This is a genomic window from Noviherbaspirillum cavernae, from assembly GCF_003590875.1.
GTDB classification, from domain to species: Bacteria; Pseudomonadota; Gammaproteobacteria; order Burkholderiales; family Burkholderiaceae_D; genus Noviherbaspirillum; species Noviherbaspirillum cavernae.
In genome coordinates this window covers 1,947,126-1,967,164 of record NZ_QYUN01000002.1, presented here as the reverse complement: position 1 = coordinate 1,967,164, position 20,039 = coordinate 1,947,126, and the positions used below count along the sequence as shown (strand labels likewise).

The following is a 20,039-nucleotide window of genomic DNA, read 5'->3' as shown; positions in this document are numbered from 1 at the left end:
CGATAAATGAAAATGGAAAAAATTCCTGATGGCATTCTGATGCCGCTTTCCCCTGAACAGCCTTGCGGCGAGGACATGTCTTTTTCTCCTGAATTCGATCGAATCCAGGAAGCGCGGCGCGAAGATGATCCAACGGTTGATTATGGCGAATGGCAAACAACCTTGAAGCAAGCGGACTGGCCGATGGTTGTCGAATGCTGCGCCGAATTGCTGAAAAAACGCAGCAAGGATTTGCGACTGTCTGCCTGGCTTGCTGAAGGCATGATCAAGACTTCCGGCTTGTCTGGTCTTGCTCTGGGCATGGAGATCATGTCGCAATTGCTTGCGACGTTTGGCAACGACATGCATCCACAGGCGGAAGCCGGCGACCAGGAGCGACGCATTGGAAATCTTTCATGGTTCGTGACGCGCATGGCGGCACTGGTGCGCCAGACGCCGATAACGGATGCAAAGCCGGGATCCTTCAGTCTGAACGACTATGAATCGGCGCGACTTTTACAGACACAGTTGCAACGCGATCCCGAAGCGATCTCCGATATCGAGAGCAGGATCACACTCGAGAAATTCTCCAGCGCAGTGCAAAAGACAGGGAAGACCCGCTATGTTCAGTGGAACGCTGATGTTGAGCGATGCATCGCAGCATTGAAGCAATTGACGCAATCGTCCGACGCACTCTTCGGTATGGAGGGGCCATCGTTTACGTCCTTGAGCGAAAGTCTTGACGCGGTACGTTTTCGTCTGCAGACGATTGGCAAGGAAGTGGGGATCTTGGCACCGGTTACGGTTCTCGAGCGAGGCGCTTCAGGGGGCGAGACGGATGCCGGACCTGTTTTTCCAGTACAGAATGCGATCTCCGGGGGCGTCAGGAATCGGGCGCAGGCCCTTGCTCTTTTGCGGGAAGTCGCTATCTTTTTTCGTAATACCGAGCCACATAGTCCGGTTGCCTATCTTGCGGACAAGGCTGCGCATTGGGGAAGCATGCCTCTGCATTCCTGGCTGCGTAGTGTGGTAAAGGATCAGGGTACGCTTTCCAATATCGAGGAAATGCTCGGATTGGACATGGATACCTCCGGCGAGAAGAGTTGACGGCTGGAGATCGTTTACTGCCGATGTCGGTTTCCTGCAATGCGTCTCGTAATTTCAGCCGACAAGACAGGCGTTTTGAAGGGTGTTACCAGTGCCTGCGAAACGGCAAAGACTTTCAAATCATTGCATTCACCACAAGTATGCCTGTGAACTTGGGAGGCGGGCCAAGCCGCCATGCTTTCGAGCGGCTTGCTGCAGCGGCGAGAAAGTGCGGGTTCAGTGATCCGCGCTGAAGGAGTCCCCTTACTGGCCGACGCGAAACTCAATACGTCTGTTGCGTTTTCGCCCTTCATCCGTAGTGTTCGGCACGACTGGTTGATCGGAACCCATGCCGCTTGTTGCGACAAGAGCTGAAGGGATGCCTTTGGCGACGAGGTAAGTCTTGACGGAGTCGGCACGGGAACGCGACAGGGCGTGATTGAGTGCCGGGTCACCCCGATTGTCAGTGTGACCAATGACTTCGATCTTCTTTGCGTTCATATTCCTCAGCGCTTCCGACATTTCGTCGAGAATCCGCTTTCCTGGTTCTGTGAGCAAGGCGCTGCCATGTTCGAACTCAATGACACGGTTTGCAAGTGTTTGATCGAGCAGCGCCTGGCTGGCCGCGGTGACGCGCAATGCATTCTTGATGACATAGCCGGGAGACAGCACGTTGGAAAACTCGCTCGCAATGGATTGCCGCGTGGCCTCGTTACCTACTTCTCCGCGCATGGTAATGGTGGTCCCTTCGATCACGAGCTGTCCCTTGCCAATGGACTTCAGATTTTGACCTATCAGCTTCGGTACATGCGTTGACCAGTTCGGTGGCGCAATGACCCCGCCGACCGTCATTTGATCGATGACCTGGCCGGTGCCGTACACCTCCTGCAGCCTTGCAAGAAGTGCTGCCTTGGTCGATTCGTCCGGAACCGCTCCCGAAATGACAACGCGGTCGGGCGGTATTGACACCTGTGTGGATGCTGCGTGCGTGACCGTCGATGTGGCGGCAGTCAGCGCGCCGCAGAGGACAATGGAAGAGAAGAGACTCGGTGTATTCATGTCGATGGCGTGATTGCTTGGTGATTGGCGTTGCCAAACGTCTGGCTAACCTGAAAAGCTTTGGCGAAACGTGTCAACGAGCTGACGCAAGGAAAGTGCGTCGTGCTCCAGATAACTGGACAGCTTGAACGTGGCGGGCTCCTGTGAGGCGCATTCTTCGATCCACGCCGCAGAATGTTCGACATTGATCAGATAATCCTCCTCGCATCGTTCGGAGAAGAGGACTTGAAAAACGGAAGGCGTTGCGCCGTTCAATGTCACGATGAGCTTTGGATTTCCCCTGCGCATGCACGAAAAGATACTGAGTTCGAATTCGGCGCGTGGCAGGAATGTACTGATCAGGTCGATCCACAGTGCCTTGATGAAGGCGGCTTGCGATGGATCGCGCGTCATCGGCAGGGCAAGGCCCTTCTGTGGAGGAATTGCATAATTCGTCAACACCGGTTGCAGCAGGTATCCGATCGCCAGAATCATTTGACGCACCGTCGCCTGCTCGCGATCGAAGGCCAGGGAGTTGGTCAAATTGGTCAATGTGGTATTGGCGAGGAAATGTTCATAGCTGCCGACGTGCTTGTTGCCGTCGACCTCCGATTCCAGCGAAATCTCGTTCAGTGCGCTCAACGCGTCGGCAGCATCGTGCGTCTTGGCAATGTGATGAATCAAGGCGCGCTGGTGATTGATGTGCCTTTCCAGAAAAAGCGGACTGAGGGGCAGAAAGTCCATCGCGTCATCGATTTCGAACATCGTTGCGGCGATGAACGGAAAACGTCGCGACGAACTGTCACAGCTCGGAATCATTGAGCCGCAGACGGCATGGTGCTTTCGCGTTCCTGCAAACAGAAAATCGATTGCTGCGCCATCGTCGTACCTTGCTTTCCAATCGGGATCGGCGATGAGCAGTTCCATGCCTTGCGCTGCCCAGCTGTCAATGAGGGAAATCAGCTTTGTGCCGCTCGTGCTTTTGACAAAATCCCCGCGCGATGAAATCTTGCCGAAATAGACGGAGCCGGGATTGCGTAGCTTTATTGTCTTGTGTGCGCTCATGATGATTTTCGAATCTTGTTCTTATTGTGCATTTTCGCTTGCCACGCCCGCCACTGTAGCCGGCAGCTTCAAGTCGCGAAGGCCTGCGCTCGAGTTGCCGCCTGGGGCGTTGCTGCCGGCGCGCGAATCGCTGATCAGTCTGAAATTTGCACTCACTTGATGGCCGGCGCCGATCCATGTCATGGTGAAGGAGCCGTTGTCCAGTTTTTTGCGCTGGGCTGAGTTCACCAGTTTTTCAAGGCCGAACTGCCCCGGAAAATTCGCAATCTCGACTGCGCGACCATCCGACGTCACTGCCACGATTTTTGCGCCGGGTTGCCCGTTCGCGTTTGGCCAGGTGAAATTCGTCCAGTCCTGCAAGCCATTGCGGTACCGCAGGATTTGTCCGTCGATCTCGATGGTGTACTCGGTCAAACCGGCTGTTGGAATCGGCTGTAACTGAAAGCTGGTTTGCGGTTGATCTGCCACGGCGGCAGTGGTGGCAGCGGTGCCTCCATGCGCGGTAACGTAGCGAGCGAGGTTGCCTGCGAATGCCGAATTCAGACGCAGCCCCATATCCGCCCATGTCCGCGTCGACAAGGTATCGCCGCGTCGGATGACCAGCGGCCCCATGCCGGTCTGGACGAACTTCGAGATGGCGCCGTCGGGGCCGAATATCTGCGCGATTTCCGGGGCGGTGGCCTCGATCCGCGAATCGGGGGAGAACGGGTATTTGGTGCCAAGGGATTTATCGAAAGGTTCGAGAACCTGGGCGGCCCATGTACGGTTCAGTTCCTGTTCTGCGGGAGCAATGATGACCGCAAATGCCTGCATCAGCGGTCGGACCAGAAGCGGACGGATGGTTGTTCGTTCCGAATCCGACATGCCTGTCAGCATGCTCTCGTCGACGTACTTGAGTGCTTCTGCCAGTTCCGAATTGCTGCCGTCCAGCGTTGCCTGCATCAGTTGCTTGCTGGCTGGGCCGATGTCACCGGCATTCTTGATCTGATTGAAGCGGGCGCGTACCCTGGACAGCTGACTCAAGTAGCCATTCATGAGCGAGGTATCCTTGTTCTCACCGTGTGCCACAGTCAACTTCGCGATGGCCGCAAACTCCTTGCCGACAGCGCCCATTTGCATGCCAGGTTGTCGCGCGTTCATGTTCAGGTTCACATTCACGCGGGAAGGGGCTTGGCGGAGGATGGTTTCCTTGAACCAGTCGATGACGCCGCGGCGGGCATTTTGCAAGCCCTGATTGACCAGCGATGGATTGTCCCAGGAAGTCTGGTTGTACAAGGTCTGCAACACGCTCTTCAGCGGGGACGAGACGGGGTCGCCCAATCGGTTCATGCTTGCTGCCGCATTTTCGAAGGTGCCGAAATCGCCGATCGTGATGCCTTGGGCGAACTTCTTCCACTCGTTCACGTACTCCGCCTTGTACATGCGGGTAAGTTCCTTCTGGATCTGTTCCGGACTGCCTTCAAGTGAAAGGTCATCATGCGCAGTCGTCTTGAGCACCCAGTCAGCGGATTGCAGTTCCTTGGTGCCGGCATCCTTGATCGCACCTTCGACGAATTGCTCCCACGCTTCACGGGTGAATGTCCCGGCGACTGCATGGCTGCCTGCAATGATTTCCCTGTTCTGGTCGCCGACCACGCTGGCAACCGAAACTGCAGGAAAGCGTGTTGATGCCCTCATCTTGATTTCGCTATACACGCGCTCTCGGGCGGGCGTGCCTTTGACGACAACACGCAAGGTTTCACGGGTTTGATCGATCAGAGTGAATTTGTTCTCGATCAAGGGAAAATCGGGTTCTTCCGCTTGCGCAAGATAGTACGTGATCAGTTTTTCTGCGCTGCGGATCACTTGTTCCCGAGTTGCATTGCCGCGATTCGCTTCCAGCCATCCGCGCCAGAATCGTGTGATTTGGTCGCTCAGATGGCTGGTATCGATGCGGTCGCGGTTCGCCAGCATCAGGTAGGTCTTGAGGGCGTTGTAGGCATCTTCAGGATTGGCCGGGGAGAGATCCTTGTATGGCGTACCGTTAGACTTTGGTACGGAAGGACTGTCGCTTGAGGCCGTTGCCATCGCACCTGTCTTTTGTGGCGAGGCGGCAGCTGCGAGTAATTTTTCCGAACTGTTGTTGACTTCTGCAAGAAAGGTTTCGAGATTGAGGGTCATCGGCGACAGCATGACTTGCTGAATGCCTTTGAAGTATTCGGAACGAAGCTTGTTTTCAATACGCTCGCCTTGATAGAGTCCCAGACTCAGTGCCAGAGGTTTGTCGCTGCGATAGCGCTGCAATTGCTCGAGGCGGTCCTGAAGGATGCCCAGTGCTTCGAGTCGCGAGATCAGGTCGAACTTGCTTTCCTGGACTTGAACGGCCTTGTCCAGATCGGCCTGTATGTTTGCTGCATATTGACGATTGGTCACGTAGGACCAGCTCCATCCCGCCAGAGTCACTCCCAGAACCAATACTGCGCAGTAGAAGATGGCTTGCCGCCATAGTAATTTGCTGCGGCTGGCATATTGGCGAACCAGATCGCGATCCGCGAAGATGACGGATGAAAAAAGGTTCTTCAGAAAGAATCCGGCGTTGGAACTGACGCTGGCGGTCATTTTTCTGCCTGCCGAAAGTCCGAACTGCTGCACGATGCGTTGCCCCGTGGCGTGCGAGGCGACGCCCTCCTGAATGGCGCTCGTGAAATAGAAGCCGCGAAAAATCGGCTTGAACTGGAAAGGATTGTCTTCGAACAGTGTGGCGATGAAGCTGCGCAAATGATGCTTGATGCCGACAAATTCCATGGGAAATGTCAGGATACCGGGACTCATTGCTTCGCCGCGATTGAGCGACATGCGAGTGGTGCCGAGTTCTTTTATGCCATCCGCAAGCGTGTCGAAATGCTGATCGAACAGGGTGACTGCATTCGCCTTGCCGTCCATGTCGTATGGCAAGGTTGCACCCCACACGCGGCTGCGTTCCTCGCTATCCGAATCTTCGAAGAAGTCGACAAAGCCTGCGATCAAGTCGACCTTGGTGAACATGACGTAAACCGGCACGAACAGTTCGAGGCGCTCGGTCAATTCCTGTACGCGTTGGCGCAGCTGCTTTGCCAGATTGATCGTGATGTCGGGGCGATTGCCGGCAAGTTCGGCGATGCTGGCAACGATGACAATGCCGTTGATGGGCGCTTTGGGCCGGTATTTCTTCAGCAGGCTCAGGAAGCCGAACCACTCGCTGCGGTCTTCTTCGTGGACGGCATATCGTCCTGCGGTATCCAGCAGGATTCCTTCGGTGGTGAAAAACCAGTCGCAGTTGCGCGTGCCGCCGATGCCTTGCACAGCTTGCCCGCTCTTGTCTGAAAACGGAAAGTTCAACCCGGAATTGATCACGGCCGTGCTTTTTCCCGCAGCCGGATTGCCGATGACGATGTACCACGGCATTTCATACAGTGCAGCGCTGCCGGTCGTTTGCCCGAGCTTGGAATTCTTGATCTTGCTGACTGCATCCAGCAGACGTTTGCGCAATATTTCGACGTCCTGTTTCTTGTCCGGTGCCGCTGTTATGACGGCTTCATCGGTCTGGCTGTGGAACATTTTTTCCATTGCGCCAACAGCGCGACGCTGCCTCTTCCATTTGAGCAGCCAATAACCGGTCCAGGCGAGCAGAATGAGGATGAAGGCGAGGTAAATCCATGTTGAAGACACTTGGAAAGCGGTTCCAAGCAGGTACGTTGCGACAAGCGTGAGCAACAAGCCTAACGGGGAAATGACGCGTGCATCTTTGAGGACGTCGAGGATTCGATTCATTGGAATATCCATAAGCTGCCTGGCGAGGCGGCGGTGGTGTAGTCAAGTGGTGGTGTCTTCCAGCGGAAGAAGAATGGCGGCTGCACGTTCGGTGGCGTGACTGACGTTGAACAGAAGCACAGGGCAGGCTGCCGCGGTTGCGTGCATTGCTCCCGCGACGATTGCGCCAAGGACGGATGCGGCACCCAGGTGACCACAGGCTTCGTTCACTGCGAATCGGTTTTCAACGGCGTCAAGGTGCGGGGTGGCGCTCAACATCGCGCCCATGCATTCCAGCGCACGACTGGTCCGATGGTCGGCATCGGTGGCGACTGCGCCGATCGATTCTGCCGCAATGCCGGCTTTGATCAGCGCGTCGTGCACCGTCGTGATCAGGGATGTGCTGGAAGGCTTGCCGTGCATATCCGCGGAGAAGTCGCGCGTGGCTGTGGCGATACGCGCCAGCTTGCACAGCGGCGTACCGGCGATCGCATCCTGCGCGCGCTCATTTGCGTACAAGACGCCGAACGCCGCTTCTCCCAGCATGAAGCCGCTCGGGTTGCCGGCGCTGAAAAGCCGTCCATCAGCTTGCCAGGATTCGGATACCGAATCGCACAGCGTCGAATCGCAGGCCAGTACGAGCATGGCATGGGCCACGGAATCACGACTGGTGTTGATGTTGAATTGATCCGACAAAAGCAGAGCGACAGTATCGTTCTGTGCCGGAACCAGTTCGATTTGAAGAGGCTGTCTGGATGGCTGCAGAATGCTTGCCTTTTCGGATAAATACGACAGGACAAGCCGTTTTTCCCATGGCTGGAAATGGTCGGGAACCAGCAATTTGATCTGCAGCATCAACGCCGGTTCTTCTTCGGAGGCGCTCGCTGGAGCGCCCCTCAAGGTGATTTGATTGGCGGTCCGCTCGGCGTTTGCGCGGGAAAAGGTTTCAGTCGGAAATGGCCATTCGTCCTGAATCGCCTCCATGAGTTCGGCAAGCAGCGCAAGGGTGCGCACGAAAGCCTCCCGCCATTCGTCCTGCGGAGGCACATCGTCGCACTTGCCGCTGTTGACTGCCGTTTTCAGGTACGCGTCGACAGTTGCGGTATCGAGCGTTGCGATTCGGCCTGTGAGCAGCGGATATCCATCTGCATCGGTCAACACTTCATCGGGGGCGGGACGAATCTTGCGCTCTGCAAGGGAGCCTGGAAATTCATCGGCATTGGATGCCACGTTTGTAATGGCCCATGCGGCCATGATGGAGGTGGTCAGGGCGTGGTCGTCTGCCGAGCCGGGTTCCTGGAGGTTGAAGCTGTCCGCCGGTGTCGCCTGCGGATTCGATTGCGTGTCGGAGGCCCTTGCCCTGTTGCGCAGCCATAGCGCCAAAGTGAAAGCCGTCACTGCAGTTGCTGGCAGTATCACCAGATACAGCAGCGTATCGTCGTTGGTGGCGACGCGGCGGGTTGTCTGCCACCAGAAAATCACCAGCGCCCATGTCATGGCAACGATGGCGAGCGAGGCGAAAGACCATTTCAGATACTGACGAAATTTACTCATTTGCTAAGCAGTGGCACGGAGTGGAGCGATCCGGACTAAGGAGCCTTGTTTGACACGCACATGCGTCGAATGCGATTGCGTGGCTGGATTGGAATGGATTTTCTGAAGCCCGTTACGCGCTGCCTGTCGATGACTGGGATGAGATCAGGGTCGCGCCGCATGCAGTCTTGTCGCCATGGCGGGCCGCAGGACTGCCATCGATGATTACCGTCGGGTCGCCGCTCGCAATGACGGTAGTGCCTCCATGTCCCTTGATGGGGCAGGTGACCTTGTCGCCGACGCGGGCAATCCGCTTTCCCTGGGTGTCTGTGGTTGCTGCGCCGGAAACGACTGTGCCGCCATGGCTTGTGGAATCGCCGATGACAATGAATGCTTGCGTCATGTTGTCTGTATGCTGCGGATCAATATTGTAATAATGATAACATTAAACGTGCAAAAATGACAATATTGACTCTTAACGCCGCCCAAGTATGTTCGACTTTCTCAGTTCAACGTGACCGAGATCCATCATTCGCCAACGTCCTCCCCAGACCAATCCCGCCAATTCCGCACATTCTCCGAACTGGCGATACGCTTCCATGGCCCATGGATCTTTCTCGGAGATGATGATCTTTCCATCGCGCAAGAAGGCACTGTCGGCCGCCAGACCATACTGGTGATAGCTCTGATATGCGCCGGCATTGGTGACGTGCGCTCCCAGTTTTGCCAGCAAGGCTTGCCGCTCGGGGCTGCGGTAGCCTTCGAGCAGCGTCATCTGGTAGCCACGTCTGACCATCAACTCGTACGCAGTGAGCAATCTTTGGCGGAAATCGGCATCCAGCTTCAGCCATTCCCGGCTGGCACTGCCAAGTTCCTGCCGGTGGGCTTCGACTTCCCTGGACACGAAATACTCGGGTGGAAGAGGTGGCGGCGGTACCAATTGTTCGCCGTGGAGCAAGGTGGTAATCACCGGATCGCTTGCCCGCGGGGTGTCGTCAAAGCCTTCCAACCGACTCTCGCCGAGAAAGGCCATCGTCAGCAGGAAGGGGAATACGAGCAGCGTGCTTGTGATCAGCGTTGCGATTTTGCGGCGGCGCAGGAAGTCGGAAACTGTCGCCAGTACGGCATGAAGGCGTGATGGCGACAAGACTTGCAAGGGCATGACCATGAATTTCACATAGCGTTGAAGCCGGATTCTCGCCTTCTGCGATGAAGAAAGCATGCGATCGCGCCACTGCTGCCGTCGGCCTGCATGCAAGACCATCCAGCCCCCGACACCAAGCACAAGGAGGTAGAGGATGGACAGGAGGAGGAAGAAAACGATATCAAACACGGTGTGCAGTTTGTGCAGTTGGAAATTACTGAAAAACAATATCGAATGTTATTATAAATACAATTAATTAATTAATTGCCAATTTACTCGTGGCAATCTATTTCATGGTTGGAGTTCAAATGGAAAAGCGCGTCGGATATGCCGGGCGTCAGCCCTCGCTATATGCCGAGGGAGCAGGGCATGCTTCGCGGGATGTCGTCAGCATTCTTGATGCGCTGGAGCCGGCGCGCATAAAGGGGAAAAAGCATAAATGGCTGGTTGGAGCAGCGATGCTTCTGCTTCTTGCCATGTCGGTTGCCTACCTGCTGATAACCAGTCCGGCCTTGCGCGAACGTGCATCGCTTGTGGCGCTGCAGGATTCCGTCTTCAATCGAAAGGAGGTAGTCACCGTGTCTTCGCCATCGGAGCCTGCACCGACTGCCGCTGCACCGGTTCCGGAAGAACCGAGCGTTGCAACGATCATTACCGAAGCGGCCTCATCAGATGCGTTGCAGGCACAGGCAGTCGTTCCGGTCGACGAATCGGTTATGCAGGGCGCACAGATGAAATCGAGTGGCGAGCTTGATGCAAAGCCGGCAATGGAGGTGTCACAGGCGGCTGCGTCCGGATCACGAACGACTCCCAAGGAGAAAGGCAAAACAAGGGGTGAGGGCAAGTCGCAGGCGAAGCAAAATGGCGTGGCTCGAAAAAACGAGAACAAGCCGGCTGAAAAATCCGCGCAGCGCGCCGCAGCGGCAAGCGCTGCGAAGGTGCCGACGAGCAAGGACCGCGACGTGGAACTGATTGCCGCATTGCTTGCGTACTCGCCGCGGCCGGGCGAGGTGGGCAAGACCGCGAATCAGAAATCCGCTGCTGCGCAGCCGGGGGCACATGCGGACGTCGACCCTGCAACAGTGAAACGAGAAAAACGGGGCGAGCCGAATAGTGATGTCATGGTGCGTGCTTCCGGCGAGTCCGTCGAAGCGCAGGTAAAGCGCTGCCGCGCGATGGGATTCTTCGAGGGTGAACTCTGCCGCATGCGCGTATGCTCCGGCATTTGGGGTACGGATCCTGCCTGTCCTTCGAGCAGCCAGACAAGCAGCAACTGACGCGATGCGCGCCCGATACGTCAGCTTTTCAGAGCAGGCAAGGGCAGCTCGAGTGTCACCTCCAAGCCGCCTCCACGCGGATTTGCCAGCCTGATTCTGCCGCCGTGCTGTTCGGCGATGTTGCTTGCAATCGTCAGTCCCAGTCCGGTGCCGCCGGTCTGTCGCGACCTTGAGTTCTCGAGCCGGTAGAACGGCTCGAATACCTTGTCCAATTCATCTTCAGGAATTCCCGGGCCGTCATCGCGGATGCGAATGACGGCAAACGCGCCGTCGCGTGCTGCGCTCACGTGCGCCGATTGCCCGTACTTGACCGCATTGTCGATCAGGTTGGTCAGGCAGCGACGCAATGCCAGCGGCCGTGCGCGCAGGGATGCATGGATCTGTCCCGAAGTCGTGACGGATTGACCGGCGTCGATCGCATCGGTGCAAACGCTGTCGATCAACGAGTCAAGGTCCAGCGGCTGCATCGGTTCGGCGGAATCCATGCTGCGGGCCAGATCCAGTCCTTCCTTCACCATCCCTTGCATTGCCGAGAGGTCGCCTACCAGTTTGTCTTTCAGTTCGAGGTCGTCCACCTTTTCAAGTCGCAGGCGCAGGCGCGTCATCGGTGTCTGCAAATCGTGCGTGATGGCGGCGAGGATATGGGCACGCTGCTGGATGTGATGCCGGATGCGTGATTGCATGGCATTGAATGCGGCGGCGGCCTGGCGAATCTCGATCGCGCCGCGCTCCGGCAAGGGGGGCCTTTCGATGTTGTTGCCGAGCGCGGTCGCGGCTTGCGCCAGTTGCTTGAGCGGACGCATCGTCATGCGCGCGATGATGGCCGCAAGTGCGGCGATACTCAGCAGGAAAATGGCGGCATAGGTCCAGTATTCCGGGCGGAGTGGCGATGGCGGCGGACGTGGCGGCAGAAGGGACAGGCGTAGTCGCTCGCCGTCGCCAAGTGTGATCAACAATGCCTCGCAGGTCGTGCGCCGTTCGGCCGCCTTCCGGCTTTGAGGGCGGGGTCGGAATGCCGGACAATCGGATGCGCGAGTGGGAGTTGACACCACCCGATGCGCTTCTCCCATCCGCCGACCCAGCATGGCCGCCAGGCTCGATCGTTGCTCCATGGCGGAGTCCTCTGTGCCGGCAAGTTCCGCATGCATGCCGATGCCGGAGGCAGCTGCCAGAAACGGGGCGCGCAATTCGGGCTGCACTGTTTCCAGTGACTCGATGAATTGCGCCACCCGTTCCACCGCGTGGTAATCCCTGAATTCGCCGATCATCCGTTGCCGTTCGCCGAGGGCGAGGCCGATTGTCAGCAGCATTGCGACGAGGATGCCGCCAAACAGGATGAAAAAGACGCGGCTCGTCATGGATTGAAAGATCGATTTCATTTTTCCTTGGCGACGACAGTGGCGAGCACATAACCCTCGTTGCGCACGGTCTTGATGATCTGCGGCGAGCGTGCGTCTTCGCCGAGTTTCTGGCGCAGGCGGCTGATCTGGAGGTCGATCGAGCGGTCGAACGGATCGGCATCGCGGCCCTGTGTGAAGTTGAGCAGCTGATCGCGGCTCAAGACGCGGTTCGCATGGTCGAGAAAGACTTTCAACAGACGGAATTCCGCTCCCGACAGGGCGACGACCACGCCGTCGGGGTTGATCAGATGGCGCGCAGTGAAGTCCATGGTCCAGCCGGCGAAGAGCATCTGCTGCGCATCCGGCGACTGCAGGTTGGGCGGCAGGGCGTGCGTGCGGCGCAGGACGCTGCGGATGCGGGCAAACAGTTCGCGCGGCTCGAAAGGTTTGGGCAGGTAATCATCCGCCCCCATTTCCAGACCGAGGATGCGATCGACCGGTTCGCCGCGTGCGGTCAGCATGACCACGGGGATGCTTGAATGCACGCGCAGGTTGCGGCACAGCGTCAAGCCGTCTTCACCCGGCAGGTTGAGGTCGAGCACGATCAGGTCGATTCGGGTTTCGTCGAGCGCCTTCCACATCGCCTTGCCGTCGCCGGCGGTGGTGGCGCGATAGCCGTTCTTCTCCAGATATTCAGCCAGCAGCGTGCTGATCTCGGGGTCGTCGTCGACGATAAGGATATGTACGGGATTGTCCATGGCTTCGATTATGGCAAGGCGAATTGCCCGATGGGGATGAATTTGTATCACGCTGTTACCCGGGGCCGCGTTGATACAGGGCGATACAAAACTGGCGTGGGTTGATACCCGCTGCTACAACAGATACTGTACCCGACACCTGTGCGATACATCGTGGCGGCAAGATGCGAAGCGTGCAGAGCATGCAGGCACACATCAATGTTGAACAAACACAAGCAAGGAGTAATGATGACTAATTTTCGCAAACATCTGTTGATCGGCGTGACGGTGCTGGCTCTCGGCGCGGGATCGTTCGCGGCTTACGCGCAGAAACCCGGGGGCGAGCACAGGGACGGCAGACCGATGTCTGCCGAGGATCATGCCAAATTCGAGGCGCGCATGAAGGAGCGCTTCACGAAACGCCAGGCCGCGCTGCACGACAAGCTCAAGCTGTCTCCGGAGCAGGAAGGCGCATGGACGAAGTTCAACGAGCGCATGAAACCAGGCACGCCGCAGGCACGCCAGGATCGCGCGCAGCTGGCCGCCATGTCCGCGCCCGAGCGCATGGAAGCAATGCTGGCTCACATGAAGGAAGCCGAAGGGAAGATGGCGGAACGTGTCGTCGCGACGAAGGAGTTCTACGCCGTCCTTACGCCGGAGCAACAGAAGACTTTCAATGATGAATTTGCCAAGGGCGGTCCGCGCAATCATCGCGGCATGCATCATTGAATCTCCGCTGCAAATCCTTGGCAACATTCGTTGAGCGATGACGCATGCAGGAGCCTTTTGCGCCTGCCTGCATGCGTCGATTCCGCACCGCTTGATTCACATCAAGCGAATTTCCGGCCCGCTTTGCTACATTCGTTCGCAAGATGGATGAAGGCGGGTCGCCTTTCATTGGCGTGGACAGCATCCGGCTGCAGCATTGTCGCGCCGATTCTCATTCCGCCAGAGCGACGTTGATCTCCGGTCTGCGCGGGAGAGTCGCGCATTCCGCGCGCATCAATACATCCACCCGGTTTCTTGCTCCATTCACCGTTCGGCCCCGGGGGCTCTTATGAAAATTCTTGTCGCAGTAGATGGTTCCGCCTATACGGACAAGGCGGTGCAATATGTGATTTCGCATCTCGACTGGTTCCGTGGCGAGCCTGAACTGCATCTGCTGCACGTAAGAACGCCGATCCCGACCGGCTATGCGCGCGCGGCGGCCGGCAGCGCAGCGCTGGAAACGTACTATCGGGAAGAGTCGCATGCGGCACTGGCAGCGGCCGAAAGGCAATGCGAAGCCGGCAAGATTCCCTTTCAGGCAGGCTACAAGGTCGGCGAAGTTGCGGAAGAGATTCATGCGTACGTGAAAAAGCATGGTATCGACTTGATCGTGATGGGGTCTCACGGACGCGGCGCGTTCCGGAGTCTCGTCATGGGATCGACCGCGACCAAGGTGCTTGCGACCGCAAGCGTGCCGGTCTTGATCGTGCGCTAGTGTCCTGAGTTGGAAATTCGTTGCAAATAAAAGTGATGAAATCGCGACGAGACAAGGAAAAAAGCGCAGCAAGGCCGAGGCCTTGCGAGCATTTTTGACGCGGTATCGATGCGATTCTCGTCATCTTTTATGCAGCGAATTTGTAACTCAGGACACTAGATTGTTCGAAACGATGCAGGAAGGAGCTTCATGAGCATACGCAATCTGAACCACCTTTTCGAACCGAAGTCGATTGCCGTCATCGGCGCATCGAACAAACCGCACAGCGTCGGTGCCACGGTGCTTCACAATCTGGTGATCGGCGGCTTTTCCGGCCCCATCATGCCGGTCAATCCGAAATACGACATGCTTGACGGACTGCCGGTGTATCCCGGCATTGCGGAGCTTCCTTCCGTGCCGGATCTGGCGGTGATCTGCACGCCGCCGGCCACGGTGCCGGGCTTGATTCGCGAACTGGGCGCGAGCGGCACCAGAGCCGCCATTGTGCTTACCGCAGGATTGGGTACCGCAACGGACGCCAGCGGAAAAACGATCAAGGAACTGATGCTCGCGGAAGCGAAGCGGAATCTGTTGCGCATTCTCGGGCCGAATTGCGTCGGCTTGCTGATTCCCGGCATCGGGCTCAATGCGAGCTTCACCCATACTGATGCGTTGCCGGGCAAGATCGCCTTCGTGTCGCAATCCGGCGCGATGGTTACGGGCGTCCTCGATTGGGCGAAGTCGCGCGGCATCGGCTTTTCGAAATTCATTTCACTTGGCGACAGCGCCGATGTCGATTTCGGCGACGTGCTCGATTATCTGGCGGTCGATGGGGAAACCCAGGCCATTCTGCTGTACGTCGAGGCGGTCACCGCTGCACGCAAGTTCATGTCCGCCGCCCGCGCGGCCGCCCGCAGCAAGCCGACGCTGGTGATCAAGGCGGGCAGGGCGCCGGAAGGAGCGAAGGCCGCGGCCTCGCATACCGGTGCCATGGCGGGCGCCGATGACGTCTACGATGCGGCGATCCGGCGGGCCGGCATGCTGCGTGTGTATTCCACTGAAGACTTGTTCGACGCGGTCGAAACGCTCGCGCGAGCGCGCCCGCTGTACGGCGATCGGCTCGCGATCCTGACCAACGGCGGCGGTCCCGGCGTGATGGCAACCGACGCGCTGATCGGCGAGCAAGGCCGCCTGGCGGAGCTGTCGGAAGCGACGATTCGGCAGTTGAACGATGCATTGCCTGCGACCTGGTCGCACGGCAATCCGGTGGACATCATTGGCGACGCCCCGGCTGCGCGGTATGTGCGATCGACGGAATTGCTGCTGCGCGATCCCGACGCGGATGCGATTCTGTTCATCCACGCGCCGACTGCCATAGTGCCCAGCGCGGAGATCGCCATGGCGGTCGCGCCGGTCATCAAGAATGCGTCGCGCAATGTGCTTGCGTGCTGGCTCGGCGCGGAGTCGGTGGCGCAGGCGCGCAGCACGTTTTCGGATGCCGGCATCCCGACCTACGACACGCCGGAAAAGGCCGTGGGCGGCTTCATGCAGATCGTGCAATATCATCGCAATCAGCAATTGCTGATGGAGGTGCCGCCGTCGGTCAATGGCATGATCGTGGCAGACCGCGCCAGGGCAAGAGAGGTCATCGACAATGCGCTGGCGCATGGCCGGGATCTGCTGTACGAACCGGAGGCGAAGGAGGTGCTGGCCGCCTACGGCATACCGGTGGTGCAGACGAAAACGGCGGACACGATCGAGGAAGCGGCGCGCGTGGCGCAGGAGATCGGCTTTCCCGTCGCACTCAAGATTCTGTCGCCCGATATCACGCACAAGTCCGAGGTCGGTGGCGTCGTGCTGGACATCGAGAGTGCGCCGGCGGTGGCCGAGGCGGCAGCGGCGATGCTGCGGCGGGTGCGCGAGCTGCGCCCGGATGCGAGGACGCCGCGCTTCTCGGTGCAGACGATGGCGCGCCGTCCCGAAGGGCGCGAGCTGATCGTCGGCATGACCACGGATCCGGTGTTCGGTCCGGTGGTGCTGTTCGGGCAGGGCGGCATCGCGGTGGAAGTCATGGCGGATCATGCAATCGGGCTGCCGCCCTTGAACATGGTGCTGGCGCGCGACCTCGTTTCGCGCACACGCGTGTCGAAGCTGCTGGCCGCGTACCGCAACCTCAAGGCGGCAGACATGGATGCGATCTGTCGCACGCTGATTCAGGTGTGCCATCTCATCATCGACATTCCGGAAATCGCCGAAATGGACATCAATCCGCTGGTGGCCGATGCGTCGGGCGTGATTGCACTGGATGCGCGGATTCGCGTGGCGAAGACGACTGCCAAAGGCATGAACCGGCTGGCGATCCGCCCCTATCCGGCGGAGCTGGAAGAGTGGATCACGTGGCAGGGGGAGAAGCTGCTGCTGCGGCCGATCAAGCCGGAAGACGGGCCGCAGCATCTGACATTTTTCAATGCGCTTGATCCCGAGGATATCCAGTACCGCGTTTTCTCGCGCATGCGCGAACTGCAGCCGTCGCAACTGGCACGTCTCACGCAGATCGACTACGACCGCTCGATGGCCTTCATCGCGACCAGAAGCGGAGCGGACGGCCAACCGGAGACGCTGGGCGTGTCGCGCGCCATCGCCGATCCGGACAATGTCAGCGCGGAGTTCGCAATCATCGTGCGCTCCGACATGAAGGAAAAGGGATTGGGGCGGATTCTGCTGGCCAGGCTGGTGGACTATTGCCGCAGCAAGGGCATGAAGGAACTGGTCGGCGAGACCCTGACCTACAACAAGGGGCTGCTGCACCTTGCGCGGCAATTCGGATTCGAGACACGGCTGTCGCCGGATGGCGATATCACGCTGTTGCGGCTCGATCTGCAGGCGCGCGCTCAATAGCATTTGCTGGCGTGTTGCCGCCTGGCTGGATTCTGCTGCGTGCTCTTAAGATTTTTTTAGGGTTTATTGAATGAAGTTTTAAGAATATCGATTTCCGCATTCCCTTAAATTACAGGCCATGGTGCAGCGATCACATGCCGCCGCCGAAATCCGTGAAACCTGAAAATTGGAGATGCGATGAACGATAGGAACCTTTCCCGCCAACAAGCCGCTGCGCCGCGCTACGACATTTACGCCATCATCCACAAGGCCTTGCGCGCATTCATGTGTGACACGCTGGTCTCGGTGGGAAATGCAGATGCGGACGATGCGAAAGAAGTCGCCGCCGTGCTGGCCCAGGTGCGCGAACTGGCCGCCTTCTGCGCCAGCCATCTGAAGCATGAAAACGATTTTGTCCACCCGGCAATGGAGGCGGCGCAACCCGGCGCAGCCGCGCAGACTGCGGGCGACCATCTGCACCACGAGTGGGCATTGCGCCAGGTGGGCACACTTGCCGATGCTGTTGATGCCGCTTCCACAGAGGTGCGTGCTGCGGCCCTCGGCCAGCTGTATCGCTATCTCGCCGTGTTCGTGGCGGAAAATTTCACCCATATGAACATCGAGGAAACGGACAACAATGCGGTGTTATGGGCTGCCTGCAGCGATGAGGAATTGATGGGTATCGAGCACGCCATCGTGGCCTCGATCCCGCCGGACGAGATGGCCGCGTCGATGCGCTGGATGATCCCGGCGATGACGGCGAACGAGCGGGCTGCGGCGCTCGGCGGCATGCGGGCCGGAGCGCCGGCACCGGTATTCGACGCTGTGCTGGGCATCGCGCATACCTATCTGTCCGAGCGGGATTGGAACAAGCTGGCCCTGGCGCTTGCATTGCCGGAGCGGCTGGCGGCATGACTGCGGAATGTCAGCCGGCTTCTTCCATCAATTGAATAGGACGCTTCACGCACAGGCGGAAGCGTCCTCGCCCGGTCTTTTCGATGCGCACACAGGCATCGCGCTCGGCAAGGCGGCGACTCAGGAGAATCAGTCGCGCTTCGAGGTTGTCGCTGATGTCGGGAAGGCGGATGCGCGGATCGAGGCGCAACTCGCGGTTGGTGAACTCGGTGCGCTTTCTTTCGACATGGTCGCGCGCCAGGTTCCAGAAGATCGAACCGGCGACGCCCTTGATCAGGTAATCGTCGCCGAGGAAAACGCTGTCGTTTTCGGGGAAATACCGGACCAGCAGTGGCGCGCCTTTCATTGGCGGCGGCACGGCTTCGGCCGGCGGCGCGTCGTCGCCCGCATCGGCGCTGTTTTGCAGAAGGTGCATCGCCGTGCCGATCTGAGCGGCCAGGGTGACCAACGCGTCCTCGTCGTCGTAGGTGAAGCGCAGGTCCTGCGGGCTTTCGACATACAGCACGCCGAGCAGGCGATTGACGACGCAAATCGGCACCGCGAGCTGGCTGCGCGACTCCGCGAGGCCGGGCAGAGGAATCGCGGTTTCCAGCGCGCCGGCCAGGTTGCTGTGCTCCGTGTTCTGGCGGATGGCCATGCTGTAGGCGTACTCGGAATTCATGTGGCCGATGCGGATCGGCGTGCGTTCGCGTGCCGCGACGCCGATCACGCCTTGTCCCATCGCAATCTCCGAACCGACGCCGGATTGCTCGTAGCCGCGGCTGGCAACGGTATACAGACGCGCGCTCGGCGCATCGAGCATCAACACCATCGTGTGCCCAATCCCGAATTGCTCATCGAGGCAGGCCAGTGTTTCCGTCAGCAGCCGATCCAGATCGCTGCAGGCGGAAAGCCTTTCCGTGGCTGCGCGCAGCGCGGCGAGCAGGTTGCGCGCGGGCGTCGGCGGCGGCAGCGATTCGCCCGGCACGCGCTCGATTGCGACAACACGGAATACATCCGCGCCAAGCAGGCGGAACACGCCACTCATGCCGGTATGCGAGGCGATGCCGGCCAGCCGCGCCTTCATGCTTTCGAACAGAGGTCCTGATGTCTCGGTACGCAGGAATTGCAGAGTCAGCCGGTACTGGGCGGCAGTGACGGGATTGGTCACGGTCAGCATCGCGCGCGGATTGGCGAGGATATTCTGCCGTGTCTTGTTGAAAAACTGATATGACAGCGCGATGTGTTCGCCGTCGATGAACTGGACCTGTGACAGGTAGGAAATATTCGGTGTGCCGTCCGGCGATGCGGTTGCCATGATGCCGGGAATGACTCCCTCCAGGCATTCGCGGATGGCATCGACCTTGAGCGTCATGTGGCTGCCTTCAATGGTTCGCCGGCCCGCGGGCCGGGCGTTTGGGAATACGCTTCGGACGGCGTGAAGCGCAGCGCGACGATGTCTGCCGCAGGACATGCGAGCAGCGTGCGGATCAGCGGGCCGCCGAACCCGAGCGGTGCGACTTCGGTGGCGAAGTCGATGCGATACCGGTCGACGCATTGCAGGTCGCCGTCGATCAGTCCCGTCACTTGCGCGTCCGTGCCCTTGATCTGCACGGTGCGGTGCGTGGTGGGCTTGCTGAAGACGACGGCGATCACGCCGTTGCTGCGGACATCGGCCAGCAGCGCGGAGGCCTGGGTCGCGGAAACGAAGACGGTGACGCGGGTGCGATCGGCCGCAACGCGGCAGCCGGTCGCGCGCACCTGGCTTGGCAGACGATCCGGATTGCAGGCGGCGACGCTGATGGATACGCCGCTCTCCATGAAGGCGGCATGCTCGGC

At 58.9% G+C, this 20,039-nt stretch carries 16 protein-coding genes; 6 read left to right on the top strand and 10 right to left on the bottom strand.

Translation table 11 applies throughout. The features are described 5' to 3' along the window. The first annotated feature begins 6 nt into the window (after positions 1 to 6). Positions 7 to 1,086 carry a type VI secretion system protein TssA gene (gene tssA, locus D3870_RS09075; protein WP_119738433.1) on the top strand — a complete coding sequence of 360 codons (1,080 nt, stop codon included), beginning with the start codon at positions 7 to 9 and terminating at the stop codon, positions 1,084 to 1,086. A gap of 243 nt (positions 1,087 to 1,329) precedes the next feature. On the opposite strand, the gene D3870_RS09070 is transcribed toward tssA, so the two are convergent. The 6 genes from D3870_RS09070 to D3870_RS09045 form a co-directional block, all read right to left on the bottom strand. Further along, entirely contained in the window at positions 1,330 to 2,124 is a 795-nt protein-coding gene (locus D3870_RS09070) for an OmpA family protein (protein WP_119738431.1), read from the bottom strand. A 45-nt stretch (positions 2,125 to 2,169) separates the two neighbouring features. Beyond that, positions 2,170 to 3,168 carry a type VI secretion system-associated protein TagF gene (gene tagF, locus D3870_RS09065; protein ID WP_119738429.1) on the bottom strand — a complete coding sequence of 333 codons (999 nt, stop codon included), beginning with the start codon at positions 3,166 to 3,168 and terminating at the stop codon, positions 2,170 to 2,172. Positions 3,169 to 3,189: 21 nt separating this feature from the next. Further along, positions 3,190 to 6,855 carry a type VI secretion system membrane subunit TssM gene (gene tssM / locus D3870_RS09060; protein ID WP_158590420.1) on the bottom strand — a complete coding sequence of 1,222 codons (3,666 nt, stop codon included), beginning with the start codon at positions 6,853 to 6,855 and terminating at the stop codon, positions 3,190 to 3,192. A 144-nt stretch (positions 6,856 to 6,999) separates the two neighbouring features. Continuing rightward, a complete protein-coding gene (locus D3870_RS09055) occupies positions 7,000 to 8,490 on the bottom strand; it encodes a hypothetical protein (protein ID WP_147375754.1) in 1,491 nt (496 codons plus the stop codon). A gap of 112 nt (positions 8,491 to 8,602) precedes the next feature. Then, positions 8,603 to 8,872: a PAAR domain-containing protein gene (locus D3870_RS09050; RefSeq protein ID WP_119738423.1), complete on the bottom strand. Its 270-nt coding sequence runs from the start codon at positions 8,870 to 8,872 to the stop codon at positions 8,603 to 8,605. Positions 8,873 to 8,944: 72 nt separating this feature from the next. Next, positions 8,945 to 9,691, bottom strand: a complete 747-nt coding sequence (locus tag D3870_RS09045) for a M15 family metallopeptidase (protein WP_242489916.1) — start codon at positions 9,689 to 9,691, stop codon at positions 8,945 to 8,947. 230 nt (positions 9,692 to 9,921) lie between these two features. On the opposite strand from D3870_RS09045, the gene D3870_RS09040 reads away from it, so the two are divergent. Beyond that, on the top strand, positions 9,922 to 10,890 hold the full coding sequence (locus D3870_RS09040) for a hypothetical protein (RefSeq protein ID WP_119738421.1): 969 nt from the start codon (positions 9,922 to 9,924) through the stop codon (positions 10,888 to 10,890). Positions 10,891 to 10,910: 20 nt separating this feature from the next. On the opposite strand, the gene D3870_RS09035 is transcribed toward D3870_RS09040, so the two are convergent. Further along, positions 10,911 to 12,269, bottom strand: a complete 1,359-nt coding sequence (locus D3870_RS09035; RefSeq protein WP_119738420.1) for an ATP-binding protein — start codon at positions 12,267 to 12,269, stop codon at positions 10,911 to 10,913. After that, positions 12,266 to 12,988 carry a response regulator gene (locus D3870_RS09030; protein ID WP_199710586.1) on the bottom strand — a complete coding sequence of 241 codons (723 nt, stop codon included), beginning with the start codon at positions 12,986 to 12,988 and terminating at the stop codon, positions 12,266 to 12,268. The genes D3870_RS09035 and D3870_RS09030 overlap by 4 nt, the downstream gene beginning before the upstream one ends. Before the next feature lie 228 nt (positions 12,989 to 13,216). On the opposite strand from D3870_RS09030, the gene D3870_RS09025 reads away from it, so the two are divergent. The 4 genes from D3870_RS09025 (at position 13,217) to D3870_RS09010 (ending at position 18,221) form a co-directional block, all read left to right on the top strand. After that, positions 13,217 to 13,696, top strand: a complete 480-nt coding sequence (locus D3870_RS09025; protein WP_158590419.1) for a Spy/CpxP family protein refolding chaperone — start codon at positions 13,217 to 13,219, stop codon at positions 13,694 to 13,696. Positions 13,697 to 14,024: 328 nt separating this feature from the next. Then, positions 14,025 to 14,450, top strand: coding sequence for a universal stress protein (locus tag D3870_RS09020; RefSeq protein ID WP_119738416.1), 426 nt, complete (start codon positions 14,025 to 14,027; stop codon positions 14,448 to 14,450). Between the two features lie 189 nt (positions 14,451 to 14,639). Then, on the top strand, positions 14,640 to 17,327 hold the full coding sequence (locus D3870_RS09015) for a bifunctional acetate--CoA ligase family protein/GNAT family N-acetyltransferase (RefSeq protein ID WP_119738414.1): 2,688 nt from the start codon (positions 14,640 to 14,642) through the stop codon (positions 17,325 to 17,327). A gap of 177 nt (positions 17,328 to 17,504) precedes the next feature. Beyond that, the gene (locus D3870_RS09010) at positions 17,505 to 18,221 is read left to right on the top strand and encodes a hemerythrin domain-containing protein (protein ID WP_119738412.1); all 717 of its coding nucleotides are present in this window, start codon (positions 17,505 to 17,507) and stop codon (positions 18,219 to 18,221) included. A 10-nt stretch (positions 18,222 to 18,231) separates the two neighbouring features. On the opposite strand, the gene D3870_RS09005 is transcribed toward D3870_RS09010, so the two are convergent. Both D3870_RS09005 and D3870_RS09000 read right to left on the bottom strand, forming a co-directional pair. Beyond that, positions 18,232 to 19,575 (bottom strand): GAF domain-containing protein, encoded by a 1,344-nt coding sequence (locus tag D3870_RS09005; protein WP_119738410.1) that lies wholly within the window; start codon positions 19,573 to 19,575, stop codon positions 18,232 to 18,234. Then, positions 19,572 to 20,021 carry a hypothetical protein gene (locus tag D3870_RS09000; protein WP_199710584.1) on the bottom strand — a complete coding sequence of 150 codons (450 nt, stop codon included), beginning with the start codon at positions 20,019 to 20,021 and terminating at the stop codon, positions 19,572 to 19,574. Before D3870_RS09000 ends, D3870_RS09005 begins: the two co-directional genes overlap by 4 nt. Positions 20,022 to 20,039 lie beyond the last annotated feature (18 nt).